Source organism: Virgibacillus salexigens (assembly GCF_000723585.1).
In the GTDB taxonomy this organism is placed as follows: Bacteria; Bacillota; Bacilli; order Bacillales; family Amphibacillaceae; genus Virgibacillus; species Virgibacillus salexigens.
Genome location: NZ_CCDP010000001.1, coordinates 2651848 through 2664523, shown reverse-complemented (window position 1 = coordinate 2664523; position 12676 = coordinate 2651848). Strand labels below are relative to the sequence as shown.

14 protein-coding genes and 2 pseudogenes are annotated in these 12676 nt (G+C 36.5%); 13 read left to right on the top strand and 3 right to left on the bottom strand.

Features of this window, described 5'->3' with window-relative positions; translation table 11 throughout:
- From BN990_RS23690 to BN990_RS23495, 4 genes and pseudogenes are all read left to right on the top strand, one after another.
- Window positions 1-82 (top strand): annotated as a pseudogene (locus tag BN990_RS23690) (T6SS immunity protein Tdi1 domain-containing protein); the annotation flags it as partial.
- A 428-nt stretch (window positions 83-510) separates the two neighbouring features.
- Window positions 511-1182 (top strand): annotated as a pseudogene (locus BN990_RS23190) (recombinase family protein); the annotation flags it as partial.
- Between the two features lie 6 nt (window positions 1183-1188).
- Window positions 1189-1416, top strand: a complete 228-nt coding sequence (locus tag BN990_RS23185; RefSeq protein WP_234448075.1) for a DNA/RNA non-specific endonuclease — start codon at window positions 1189-1191, stop codon at window positions 1414-1416.
- 368 nt (window positions 1417-1784) lie between these two features.
- On the top strand, window positions 1785-2048 hold the full coding sequence (locus BN990_RS23495; protein WP_306465035.1) for a hypothetical protein: 264 nt from the start codon (window positions 1785-1787) through the stop codon (window positions 2046-2048).
- A 90-nt stretch (window positions 2049-2138) separates the two neighbouring features.
- On the opposite strand, the gene BN990_RS12830 is transcribed toward BN990_RS23495, so the two are convergent.
- The 3 genes from BN990_RS12830 to BN990_RS12820 all read right to left on the bottom strand — a co-directional run bounded on the left by BN990_RS12830 (window position 2139) and on the right by BN990_RS12820 (window position 4973).
- Window positions 2139-3398, bottom strand: coding sequence for an MDR family MFS transporter (locus BN990_RS12830; protein ID WP_038244658.1), 1260 nt, complete (start codon window positions 3396-3398; stop codon window positions 2139-2141).
- A gap of 253 nt (window positions 3399-3651) precedes the next feature.
- A complete protein-coding gene (locus BN990_RS12825) occupies window positions 3652-4428 on the bottom strand; it encodes a DUF2268 domain-containing protein (protein ID WP_038244655.1) in 777 nt (258 codons plus the stop codon).
- Between the two features lie 143 nt (window positions 4429-4571).
- Window positions 4572-4973: a hypothetical protein gene (locus BN990_RS12820; RefSeq protein WP_337588253.1), complete on the bottom strand. Its 402-nt coding sequence runs from the start codon at window positions 4971-4973 to the stop codon at window positions 4572-4574.
- 366 nt (window positions 4974-5339) lie between these two features.
- Between BN990_RS12820 and BN990_RS12815 the strand changes: the two genes are divergently transcribed.
- From BN990_RS12815 to BN990_RS12780, 9 genes are all read left to right on the top strand, one after another.
- A complete protein-coding gene (locus BN990_RS12815) occupies window positions 5340-6050 on the top strand; it encodes a class I SAM-dependent methyltransferase (protein ID WP_021291829.1) in 711 nt (236 codons plus the stop codon).
- A gap of 57 nt (window positions 6051-6107) precedes the next feature.
- Window positions 6108-6254 (top strand): hypothetical protein, encoded by a 147-nt coding sequence (locus BN990_RS23490; protein WP_234447085.1) that lies wholly within the window; start codon window positions 6108-6110, stop codon window positions 6252-6254.
- A 9-nt stretch (window positions 6255-6263) separates the two neighbouring features.
- Entirely contained in the window at window positions 6264-6539 is a 276-nt protein-coding gene (locus BN990_RS23485; RefSeq protein ID WP_234447086.1) for a GNAT family N-acetyltransferase, read from the top strand.
- Between the two features lie 367 nt (window positions 6540-6906).
- Complete coding sequence (locus BN990_RS12805; protein ID WP_021291826.1) at window positions 6907-7350, top strand: VOC family protein; 444 nt, start codon at window positions 6907-6909, stop codon at window positions 7348-7350.
- A gap of 490 nt (window positions 7351-7840) precedes the next feature.
- Window positions 7841-8137, top strand: coding sequence for a YhdT family protein (locus BN990_RS12800; RefSeq protein ID WP_021291824.1), 297 nt, complete (start codon window positions 7841-7843; stop codon window positions 8135-8137).
- On the top strand, window positions 8134-9600 hold the full coding sequence (panF, locus tag BN990_RS12795) for a sodium/pantothenate symporter (RefSeq protein WP_038244645.1): 1467 nt from the start codon (window positions 8134-8136) through the stop codon (window positions 9598-9600). The genes BN990_RS12800 and panF overlap by 4 nt, the downstream gene beginning before the upstream one ends.
- A gap of 13 nt (window positions 9601-9613) precedes the next feature.
- Complete coding sequence (locus BN990_RS12790; protein ID WP_021291822.1) at window positions 9614-10837, top strand: M20 family metallopeptidase; 1224 nt, start codon at window positions 9614-9616, stop codon at window positions 10835-10837.
- Complete coding sequence (locus BN990_RS12785; protein ID WP_021291821.1) at window positions 10838-11902, top strand: tartrate dehydrogenase; 1065 nt, start codon at window positions 10838-10840, stop codon at window positions 11900-11902.
- 8 nt (window positions 11903-11910) lie between these two features.
- Complete coding sequence (locus tag BN990_RS12780; protein ID WP_038244639.1) at window positions 11911-12657, top strand: SDR family NAD(P)-dependent oxidoreductase; 747 nt, start codon at window positions 11911-11913, stop codon at window positions 12655-12657.
- Window positions 12658-12676: the final 19 nt, after the last annotated feature.

Here is a 12676-nt window from a genome sequence, read left to right as displayed (position 1 = left end):
AGAAAAAGTAGAGAATCTAAAAAAAGTCAAACTGAAGGAACATATTCTTATAATTACTGAATTTATGGGACCAGTTCAGTAATATTAGGGAGTATGTTACAGAATTAACAATAAGCACTTGATTGCCTTATTAGGAATCAGGTGTTTTTGTTTTTTAGAAACCTCAAATTTGGACGATGTTGGATATTGCTTTACTGAAACTCATAGCTCATGAAGGTAGTATCATCATGGAGTATTGATTTTATATTTGGATTTTGTGAGAAGTACGATAAACAGGCAAGATAACATTTTAAGTGGTAGGAACACTTATGATACTGCAAAACCCACAAACTAAATACAATGACAAAGCTCGTGGCGATAAACAATGGGTAACGTATATTATAGGTGCTGTTTTATTGTATAAGAAAATTAACTTATAGTTGTATTTTTACAAGAGACGGTCGTATAATACTCGCTATTCGTTAAAAAGCGTTACAATAATTAAAATTTATGTAACGGGAGGGTGAAAAGTTGAACGTTGTTGGGCATATACGAGTCTCCACTCAAGGGCAAGCAAGAGATGGATATAGCTTGAAATTTCAAGAAGATGAAATTAAAGCATACTGTGAAGAAGAGGGTTTTAACTTGATTCATATTTTTAGAGATGAAGGAATTAGTGGCGCAAAACTGAATGAAGAAGCATTAGAAATTGATAGGGTGGGCTTACAAGAAATGTTGGCTCACCTTTCGTCTATCCAAATTGATTATGTGGTGGTGCTGAACACAAGTCGCTTATGGCGGTCAGATATTGTAAGGTGTTGATACAACGAGAGCTAAAGAAATATGGCTGTGATATTAAAAGTATTGAACAGCCATTTTATAGTATCCATAAAAAGATCCCAACGCAATGGCTTAATGGAGTTATTGGACCAATACCAACGGCTTGAAATTGCTCTCAAACTAACGAAAGGGAGAAATAAAAAGGCGAAGGAGGGTGGTTATGCAGGAGGAAGGGCAACATTTGGCTATATGAAACAAAAGGGTGAGAAGGAACTAAAGATACATAACAGTCATGCAGAAGTAGTGAAACGATTGTTTGAGCTTAGACAGATACATATGAAATGGTCACTGTCTAGGTTGGCAGAAGCATTAAATAAGGAAGGTTATCAAACAACGCAAGGAAAAGCATTTACGAAAGTACAATTCTCGATATTCGCTAAAAGCGTTACAAAATTTTTAAATTTACGTTACTTAATACAAGCTAATTATATTAGATATAAATCAAATACACCAGGAAAAGAATCTGGAGACCATGCTGGACATTTAGCTGGTGATAGGGTTGGGGGATCTCCGGATGATAAACTTGTTCCTCAATCAAGCAGTGTTGATTTAAGTAAATATAAGAAGTTTGAGAATAAATGGGCTAAAAGCAATTGAAGAAAGAAAGCACGTTTCAGTTAACGTTAAAGTCAATTATGATGGAACTAGATTAAGGCCGACAAGCTTTGAAATAAAATAAATATAATATGGACGGTGTGATTAAGAAAGTAAGATTAAAAAATTAGGGGTGATTGACTTGAGTAAAGTATTTGAAGATTACTTTTCTGAATTACAAGCAGATATGGTAGGTATTTGTTTAGAATACGTTGAAAATGAAGCAGAGGATATTTACATTTACTGTTTCCTATGAGCCAGAAATGTATGTTTTTGACGTATTTTTTTAAAAATAAATAGTCAGTTTGTTTTTAAGCATAACTTAAATGATGCAGTAAATAGCATAAGCACGAGTAAGAAAGAATTGCTTTATGATACCTCTGAAAAAAAGGCAAGAAGCTGTTTTAGATATTGGACTTGAAAACTTAGAAAAAATTCATGAAAAATGTAAAGAATATGGAAGAGAAATGCCTACAGAGATAAAGTTACATTATAATGTGAAGCAGAATAGTTTAATAGCGAACTATAGATATGACTTCATTTATACAAATGATGACGAACTATTACCTGATGATATTTTTAATGTATGGTTTGAAGAAGTAAATAGGGTGATTTCTAACTTTGAAACGCCCTGAATGGCAGATGTAGGTTTAAGGCGTTTCGTGCTTACTGATTTTGTTTTTACATCCAACTAAAAAAGTTAAAGTGCTAGTAAGTACGTTGTTCTACGTGCTAGAAGACTGTATTTTTTTATCAATAGCAATGATCTTAAATAATTGTACATAGATCGATGCGCTTATGATGGCACATGACAGTATAAATCCGAACACGATAAGTGGTGAGAAAGAAGTGGAAAGGATGACTGTCAATGGCGCTATAAATCGTCCAATAGAAAACTGTAGGTCAGCGGCTCCCATGTATTGTCCTCTCGCAGTTTTAGGGGCATAATTACTAACAAAATTTTGAACTACTGGTCCATGTATGATTTCTCCTAGTGTAAGGATTACTGTAAAGATAAATAATAACCATACATTAGCTGCTAACCCTACCAAAAACATGCCTATGCCTGATAATATTGCTGATAGAACAAGTGCATTTCGATCGCTCCAATTTTCTAATTGTTTGGTGACGGGTATGATAAATAGTACGAATAACAATCCATTTAAACCGATCATCCATCCGAAAACTTTCTCACTATCAAGGGTCAGCGACCATCCTTTCCAGTGAAACAATGCTTGAGAAGGAACATAATCGTTCACGTATATTGCCAAATATAGATCCAATTGCATAATAGAAATAGTTATAAAAACTCCAGCTAAAATATATAGAAAAAAGGCTTTATCACGGAAGATTAATCGGTAGTTCAAGAATTGTTCCTTTAAAAGTAACCACATATTGTATGTATGTTCATGCTTCCTCTGGGGATCTGGCATGGTTTCACGTATCAAAGAGAGGATGGCGAGAGAATATAAAAGCGTTATTAATGTACAAGACCATAAAAGTTCACTTCGGTAATTAAAAAATAACACTGCACCAATCACTGGCCCAAAAACAGCACCAAGATTATTTGCTGTTGCAAAAGTAGCAAACACCCTGCGACGTTTCGCTTTGGGTACCAGATCAGCTACCATTGCTGCACTAGCAGGTCGATAAAGTGATTTTCCAAAACTTATGGTAATAAATGCAATATAATCAATCCAATGCGAAATAGAGAGTGCAAATAATGCAAACATACCTACCTGTAGAAAGGATCCAATTAGCATTGTAGAGCGTCTGCCAAACTGATCGGCTAAATAACCGCCTAACATGCTGCCGATAATACTAATTATAGAAGGAGCGGTCATCATAATACCTGCAGTCATCTTACCTAGAGCCTCACTAAAATAGATAGTAAGAAAGGGAAAATACATCCAAAACAGCATATTAAACAATGTTTCTCCAATTAATCGGATTTTTAAATTCTGATCCCAAGCTACCCATTGCATGTGAACGCCTCCTATCAAATCGGTGTGAAAAAATAAGTACCCTTACATTAAAACAATTTTCTGAAAAAATATAGACTTATATTTAGCTTTAAGTTATACTAATATTATAGAAGTCAAGCAATGGACGGGTTTATTAAACTGTTCCATAAACAGAACATAAGTTCTTTGAAAGTAATGATCTTTTCTATTCAACCACCGTATGGTTTTAAAACGTATGCGGTGGTTTTCATAAATTCAATTCAATCCCCCAATATCATTCTTCTATTTTCCCCAATTCAGCTATGTCTTCAGTTTTCAAGTGAAATAAATCTTTCGTCAATATCTTATGTTTATTCATATACTTTCTTACAAGGTAATCACCAACACAATACCCAGCCATTTTCGGATAAAAATGAAATCCATATAGTAACTGCTGGTGCTTTCGATCGCTTTTGAGAACGTGGTGATTTGGCATAATAATCTTCTCCCACATTTGCTTTAATTCTTCGTCGTTATAACTTCCGGTGTAAATCGCTGTATGTTCATCCCCTAGTCTTTCACGTACTGCGTTTTCTGCTAGCCCTTCCAATATAATCGTATCCAGTAATGTGTAAGCCTGTTCTTGCTTAGGATAACGATTTAAACGACAGGTATGGTTGTATTCATGGGTAAATAATGCCTTGATTTCGGATTCTGTATTTATTTCAGCTAGAAATAGAAAAATCTTATCCTTGAAAGTCAAACCAGCCTTACTGTTATAATCCTGTTTTAATTTACGGTTAGCTGCGTTTGATGGAAAGATAAAAATAGGAATATTGGGACCTTTCCAAATTTCTTTTAAATAATTATAATCTTTTTCAACAATTTTCCAGTGGTTTGTTTCTGTTAATTGCTTGATGTGCTTTGGCTCCAATGATAGGCCAAATTGCGTAAGGTGAGCATAAATGTCTGCTGCATCAACACCAGAAAATGTTTTTTCTAGCTGTTTTATCACTTTCATTGGGTGTTTGTAATTTTTCTCTAACCAGCGATCTGTGCGAATGACACTCATTGAACGATCTCCTTCACTAATAGATACTTGTGATAGCATATGTTTTATAAAGTAGATGTTTCAAAGGTTGAAAGAAAGTGGAGCATGAAAAAAGCCGATTGTTTTTTAAATCAATCGGCTTTTGACACTTGTCATTTTGATTTTTATGAAGCATTTACAGCTTTTCGTTCCTGACTTACATGCAATTTTTTCATCGTAAACCTTGCTATTGGCTGTGCAATTAACGCTTCAACCCAGAATGCAATGAAAAAGTTACGCGGCCAGTCATAAAAGAATGTGCGGATCGGTTCCATACTAATCTCTCTCAAACCAATCCAAGTTCCACTTACTGTTAATAAAATCGAAAGAATCGTTACACTAAATAAGATCGTAAATAAAACTCTCGCATTAAAACCGTCTGCGGGAGCCACAAATTTTTGTACAAGTTGATTAACAATTGGATTTGCAACAAGGGTTACTAATAAAATGACACAAATCCATACAAAAGGAATTACTTGTAAGGTTCTAATATACACATCTTTACTAAATCCAAATTCAAATCCCATAAGGGGCAATGATATTTACAGATAGTATCGATATGATAGCTAAGAATAATGCAAATTCCTTTCCGTTTCGTGGTAATCTTGTTTCTTCATGCATATGATCATCTCCATTTTAAAATTTTTCAGATGGCAGATGTATCATAAGACATATATTTTTGGTCAAAGACCAATATCTCTACACACTGATTTGCTTATTATATCATTATTTTCATATGAATTTCCAGAGGGTAACGAACAAATATTCGTATTCAGATTCTGCTATTCATAAGAAAAAACCATGTAAAGAATGAATTTGCCTCTATAGATAAGTGTCTCTACAAGCAGTTTTAACATAAAGTAATGTAGAAGAATGAGAGGAGATGAAGTGGAATGGGATTAGATTATCTTGAAGGTTTAGCTTTGTTAGGTGTCGGTGGTGCTCATCCAGGTGGTTTGTATTTAACAAAAACATTATTAACAAAAGAAAACATGGATGAACAAACTTCTGTATTGGATATCGGTTGTGGGACGGGTCAGACAGCCGCCTATATTGCAGATACCTATCGGTGCCGAGTTACTGCTGTAGATTATAATCCAGTCATGTTGGAAAAAGCAAAGAAACGGTTTTTATCTAGAGATCTACCAATAACGGTTTTAACGGCTGATGTTGAGTGTCTATCTGTAGACAAACAATATGATATGGTCTTATCGGAATCTGTGCTCTCTTTTACTGATCTCAATCAATCGCTTCCTCGTGTTTCCCATGCGGTCAAACAAGGTGGTAAGCTGTTAGCCATTGAAATGGTGGTGGAACAAGAACTAACGAAAGAAGAAGTTGAAATGGTAACTGCATTTTATCGATTTTCTGAGTTAATTTCTGAATCTGAATGGGAAATAAGATTGAAACAAGCAGGGTTTGAAAACATTCATATGCAGCAGCCAATTTTATCTGCGAATGAACTTGATATAGAGGACGCTAATGATTTCGATCTTTCTCAAGAGGTCAATGACGAAACGTTTGATCTATTGGCTTTTCATCAAGAACTAACGGAAACATTAAAAGATAAGTTAGGTTTTCGAGTTTTTACATGTAGCAAATAATTGGTTTTTTTAACCATCCCCTTTAAAATAAATAAGACCATCATTAGGGGGGATAAAATGCCGATTCGAAAAGAAAAAGCTACCGATTACAAACAAACAAAGAATGTAACCAAGCAAGCATTTAAGTACGCCCCGTATAGCAAAAAAAAGAACATCAGCTGGTTCATGATTTACGTAAATCCAATGAATATATTGCTGATTTAGCTATCGTCTATGAGAAAAATAACGAAGATTATCGGACATATATTGTTAACAAAGGTGCAGATACACGATGATAATCATTCATACCAAGGCTTAGCATTAGCCCCAGTATCCGTCTTACCTGCGTATCAAAATCAAGGTGTCGGTAGTGCATTAATAAATAATGCGTTGCAAACGGCGCAGCAGTTAAACCATGCTGTCGTTATTGTCATGGGCCATGCTACGTATTACCCAAGATTTGGCTTCGAACCAGCATCGAAGTACAATATTGCGGCTCCGTATGAATGAAATGTATATGGTTAAAGAACTGAAAAAAGGTGCTTTGGAGGAAATTCAAGGTGTCGTGGAGTACTCACCTGTATTTTTAGCATAATACCAGTGGAGGAAAGCGAGACAAAAGTATTTTAGATAAAGAAGCATCCGAACGATTATCAACATTGTTCGGATGATTTTGTTCAATTTTAAGCTTGTCCGTAACTTCATCAGAGCAACACGATTCGTGATGGTCCAGGGCTTACCTGAAAATAGCTGATGATATGCCCGCAGAAGCATGCCGTAGTTCAGACAATGCATTCATTCACCATATTTTATTTTAAAGGAATTTAGTGATTTAGGTCGAAATGGTAAGGAAGTAGTTTTTGGGGAGGGGTGTTTGTTGAACCGGTTAAATTTAGTCACATTGGGTGTTCAAAATATGAAAGAGTCGTTACAGTTTTATCGTGATGGTTTAGGGTTTGATGTAGTCGTCCATGGCGATGAAGCAAATCCAGAAGTCGTTTTCTTTAATAACGCAGGTACCAAAATATCGTTATTTCAGATTGATCATTTAGTGAATGATATTGATGAAAAAAATCCGCCAGCAGTTGGAAACGGATTTTCGGGGATTACGTTGGCGTATAATGGGAAAACAAAGCAAGAGGTCGATGATGTATTTGCAGTGGCAGAACAGGCTGGCGCTAAGATTATTAAAGCCCCTGAGAAAGTATTTTGGGGAGGGTATAGCGGATATTTTCAAGATCCCAATGGCTTTTATTGGGAAGTTGCTTACGGAGACATGTGGGAATTTGATGAAAACGAAATGTTAATTATAAAAGAGTAAGCGATATATTTAATGCTATGTATGGTTAATAGAAGTCCTATATGAGGGACTTCTATATTTATCAGAAGTGGTTTTTACGTTGAAAGTGGTTATTGAGGAATTCGTATTAGATGGTTTCCTTATTTAGTTTTTTGGCAACTTGTTTTCCATTTATGAAAACTTCGAATACCAGTATGACGATATTAATCATTCGCTTCATAATTAACCTCCTCGATATATGATAGTCTAATTATAACTGTATGGAAGTGTATTACCTATCTATGTACATGACATAACCTTACAAAGATGCAAGCCAATATTTTTAAAGTTGTTGTAAACCGATTATATTCTTGCCTGCTTTTGTCATTTTTATTTACATTATGTCTTATTTTATTCGAATGGAATTGACAATTTGTCTAATGCTTCAAGTTTAACGAATAGATATACTATAAATAAATTGAAAATATGAATTTTTATAACGATTAGATAAAAATTTAGGAGGTGAATTGGGGTGAGAAAGAAGAAGTATGTAGAAGACACTCGATATAAAGTAGCTCATAGAGAAGCACTGATTGGATGCGGATTAGCAATTATTAATATTCTATGGTGGTACGGATTCGCATATGGTCTTGGTTCTAAGCCACCTGAAGAGTACACATATATTTTAGGGTTTCCTGCATGGATCTTTTTTAGCTGTATTGTCGGTTTTCTAGTTATGGTGTTACTGGTATTTATCGTTGTGAAATTTGTTTTAGTAGATATGCCGCTGGAAGATACTGAAGAAGAGGAAGAGGTGCACTCTGCATGAATTGGGAAGTAGTTACACCATTACTCGTTTTTCTATTGATTGTATTCTTTGTCGGAATCTGGTCTAATCGAAAAATGGCGAAATCAGATTCTTTCTTAAGTGATTATTTTCTAGGTAGTAGAGAATTTGGAGGGATCGTCTTAGCAATGACGATGGTAGCAACTTATGGCAGCGCTTCCAGTTTTCTTGGTGGACCAGGTGCAGCTTATTCCATAGGGTTTGGTTGGGTGCTTCTAGCCATGACCCAAGTAGCTACAGGTTATTTTGTACTGCTTGTTTTAGGAAAAAAGTTTGCTATTGTGACTCGAAAATTTCAAGCAGTAACATTAATTGATTTTCTCAAAGAACGCTATAAAAGTAAGGCGGTTGTACTATTATCCGCTGGAAGTATTATCGTATTTCTGTTTTCTGCAATGGCAGCTCAATGGGTGGGTGGTGCTTATTTAATTCAATCTCTAACCGGATTATCGTATACCGCTGCCTTATTCATATTTACCTTGTCTGTACTCATATATGTAACTATCGGTGGTTTTCGTGCAGTAGCTATCACCGATACGATTCAAGGCTTTGTAATGGTAGTCGGTACATTTATTTTATTAATTGCTGTCGTTGTTTCAGGAGGGGGTATTTCTGCTTTATTCGCAGATTTAGCAAGCGAGAATCCCAATCTCATTACACCTTATGGCCAGGATGGGCAACTAACAGCGTTATACATATCATCCTACTGGATATTAGTTGGTGTCGGGGTAGTGGCGCTACCACAAGTTGCTGTAAGAGCAATGTCTTATCGTAATGCCAAATCGATGCATCGGGCAATCCTTATAGGAACAGTAGTCGTCGGGGTTATTATGTTAAATATGCATCTTATTGGCGTATTTGCAAGGCCGATCATGCCGGGAATTGAAGTGGCCGATCAGGTTATCCCGATGATAGCGTTAGAAGTATTGCCGCCATGGATTGCGGGGATTGTACTGGCAGCTCCATTGGCTGCTATGATGTCTACCGTTGATTCGCTCCTATTACTTGTTAGCTCCTCCGTGGTGAAGGATGTTTATATGAATTATATCAAGCCTACTGCATCAGATAAACAAATGAAGAATATCAGTATGGGATTTACCGGACTTCTTGGAATAGTAGCCTTCCTATTGGCTATACAACCTCCTGAATTACTTATCTTCCTAAATTTATTTACATTTGGAGGGTTGGAGGCTGCATTTATTTGGCCATTAGTGATGGGGCTTTATTGGAAATATGCCAATAAACAAGGTGCTATTGCCTCAATGATAGTAGGAATAGGCACATATATTGTTATTCATTTTTATAACCAAGCATACGGCGATTTACTAGGTGTTCATACAGTTACCTTACCTGTAATCCTATCATTTATTGCTTTTATTGTCTTTAGTCTTTTATTTAAAAAAGAAGCGTATGAATTCCCTGCAACTTCATTAAAAAATGCATAAGGAGAGGCTTATAATGAAAATTGTCCAATCAAAACAAGTGAAAAGAGACACAGAACGTGCTATATCATTGACGCAAAAACTTGTGCGTATTCCTAGTGTATATCGACCAGATAAACCAAATGGCAATGAAGAACAAGTTGCTCAGTTTGTAGCTGCCTACTTAAAAGAAATTGGAATCGATGTATATGTGGAGGAAGTTGCACCAGGACGTCCAAATGTAATTGGGATTGTTGATTCTGGTAAACCTGGTAAAACATTGTTGTTTGAAGGGCATACTGACGTAGTAACAGAAGGGGATCCATCGAGTTGGAATTATCCGCCTTTCGGTGCTGAAATTGTGGATGGAAAAATGTATGGAAGGGGAACGAATGATACAAAGGGTAATCTCGCCTGTATGATTACCGCGGTTCAGTCGATAATTGAAGATCAGGAACATTTTAATGGGAAGATCATTCTATGTATTCCTGTTGATGAGGAGAGTTTAATGCTTGGTATTAAACATTTTATTAATCAGGGCTGGGCTGATGATGTCGATGGTGCAATTATTTGTGAACCAGAAGAAAATCAAGTATGTATTGCGCAAAGAGGTGCTTTACGCCTGAAGGTTACGGTTCATGGAAAAATGGCTCATGGTGCCATATCTTGGAGTGGTATTAATCCAAATTGGCGAATGGCAAAACTAATTACAGCGTTAGAACAATTAGAAAAAGAAGAGCAGGACATTCATGGTGAACACCCCTATTTAAGATGGCCAAGTATAACGCCAACAATTCTACAAGCACCGGTTACAGGAGATGCCCAAATTAATGTAATCCCAGAAAGTTGTATGGTTACCTTGGATATTCGAACTGTACCAAATCAAGACCATCAAGAACTACTTCAGAAAATTGACCACATATATGCAAAGTTGAAAACACAGGATACACATTTTTCGGCAGCCTATGAGATTATCGAAGATCGTCCTGCTACAGAGACAGATAAAGGAAATCCCGTAGTTACTGCTGTCTGTCATGCTGTAGAAAAGGTCTTACATAAAAAGCCAACCTTTAATGGTGTTCCTGGAGCGACGGATGGAACATTTTTGCATATACATGGCGTTCCAATTGTAACCATTGGAGCTGGGGATCGAGATATTCCGCATCAAATTAATGAATATGTTGACATCGAAGAATTAGGGGAGACAACGCAGATTTATCGAACGGCCGCTTTACAATTTTTAAGGGAAGAAGGGGATTAAGTGAGTAAAAAAATCGCAGTTATTCCAGGTGACGGTATTGGTATTGAAGTTATGAATGAAGCATTAAAACTCATAGAGGCGATTAATGAACATGATTCATTTCAAATCGAATACGATGTCTTTGATTGGAATTCAGATTACTATTTACAGACAAACCGAATGATGCCGAAGGATGGTTTAGAGCAACTGCAGCATTATGACGCTATTCTTTTTGGTGCGATTGGGGACGAACGAGTTCCGGATGATATTACAATTTGGGAAATGATTATGCCAATCCGTAAATCTTTTCAGCAGTATGTAAACTTCCGACCAATTAAATTATTAGATGGTATAGATAATCCATTACGTCATCATGTGAATAAACCAATTGATTTTGTATTGATAAGGGAAAATGCGGAGGGGGAATATTCCAATGCTGGAGGGAGGATGTTTGAAGGAGAGAATAGGGAGTTGGCAATTCAGAATAGTGTAATGACAAGGCAGGGAGTTACTCAGGTCGCAGAATTTGCTTTTTCCTATGCAAACAAACATGGCCTTAAAAAATTGACGAATGCTACGAAATCAAATGCAATTATCCATTCCATGAAATTCTGGGATCAAACGATTGAAAGCGTAGCTGAAAAATACCCAACTATCAATTATGAGAAATATTATATTGATGCATTAGCTGCTTATTTTGTCCAAAGACCTTATGATTTTAATATTGTTTTAGCTTCTAATCTGTTTGGTGATATTTTATCTGATCTTGGGTCTGCCATTGTAGGTGGATTGGGGATTTCCCCATCAGCAAATATCAATCCTGAAGGGAATTACCCTTCCATGTTTGAACCTGTACATGGTTCAGCTCCTGATATTGCGGGAAAAGGAATTGCTAACCCCATTGCTCAGATTTGGTCATTAGCATTAATGTATGAGCAATTTGATAGGCAAGATATCCATGATAAGATTCTCGCCGGTATTCAAAACGTAGTATCTACCAAGAAGGTCATTACACCAGATATGGGGGGGACAGCAACCACAAATGAAGTAGGAGATGCAATAATTAACAAATTGTATAAAAAGTAGGTGAATCTATGTCATTTCAAGGACGAACGATTATCGTAACTGGAGCAGGAGGGGGAATGGGGCGAGCTTTCGCCGATTTACTATTAAATGAAGATGCCAATGTCGTAGGTTGTGACCTTCATCTAGACAACGATCGCTATCAAGCAATTGGTAATTTTCTAGCTGTGCAAGGAGATCTCTTGCAGGAGGGCATGATAGAAGATGTACTAAAAGAAACTACCGAAGCGTTTGGAGAAATTGACGGATTAGTTAATTTTGCTGGTACTGCACAGGCGGCATCCCCTGTCGAAGAAGTATCCTTAGCGGAATGGCATCGAATTATGAATATGAATATGACGATGACATTTTTAACTTGTCAAGCAGCTGCTAGCTATATGAAAAAGAGAAAACGAGGTTCAATTGTGAATATAGGATCAGTATCTACAACTAGACCAAGAACAGGTTTACAAGCCTATATTGCGTCAAAAGGTGCAGTTGAATCATTTACAAAGGCATTAGCACTAGAACTTGCGCCGTACCATGTCAATGTAAATATCGTCCACCCTGGACCATCGGATACAGGAATGCTTGGTAAATTTACCAAGGCGGGTGGAGATGTAGAACAATCGAAAAGGCAAGTATTTGAGCAGAGTGTTCCTTTAGGAAAATTATTACAACCGGTCGATATCGCACATACCGTGAAATTCTTATTATCAGATGAGGCAGCTATGATTACCGGTAGTGTTGTTCATGTTGATGGCGGTAGAAATATATAGCTGATGTGGGGGAATATAG

Bases quoted from the DNA above. Each gene is read 5' to 3' on its own strand.
- BN990_RS23495 (WP_306465035.1), top strand. From the start codon at position 1,785: ATGATACCTCTGAAAAAAAGGCAAGAAGCTGTTTTAGATATTGGACTT.
- panF (WP_038244645.1), top strand. From the start codon at position 8,134: ATGAATTGGGAAGTAGTTACACCATTACTCGTTTTTCTATTGATTGTA.
- BN990_RS12820 (WP_337588253.1), bottom strand. From the start codon at position 4,973: ATGGGATTTGAATTTGGATTTAGTAAAGATGTGTATATTAGAACCTTA.
- BN990_RS12790 (WP_021291822.1), top strand. From the start codon at position 9,614: ATGAAAATTGTCCAATCAAAACAAGTGAAAAGAGACACAGAACGTGCT.
- BN990_RS23485 (WP_234447086.1), top strand. From the start codon at position 6,264: ATGAGAAAAATAACGAAGATTATCGGACATATATTGTTAACAAAGGTG.
- BN990_RS12825 (WP_038244655.1), bottom strand. From the start codon at position 4,428: ATGAGTGTCATTCGCACAGATCGCTGGTTAGAGAAAAATTACAAACAC.
- BN990_RS12780 (WP_038244639.1), top strand. From the start codon at position 11,911: ATGTCATTTCAAGGACGAACGATTATCGTAACTGGAGCAGGAGGGGGA.
- BN990_RS12830 (WP_038244658.1), bottom strand. From the start codon at position 3,398: ATGCAATGGGTAGCTTGGGATCAGAATTTAAAAATCCGATTAATTGGA.
- BN990_RS23490 (WP_234447085.1), top strand. From the start codon at position 6,108: ATGCCGATTCGAAAAGAAAAAGCTACCGATTACAAACAAACAAAGAAT.
- BN990_RS12815 (WP_021291829.1), top strand. From the start codon at position 5,340: ATGGGATTAGATTATCTTGAAGGTTTAGCTTTGTTAGGTGTCGGTGGT.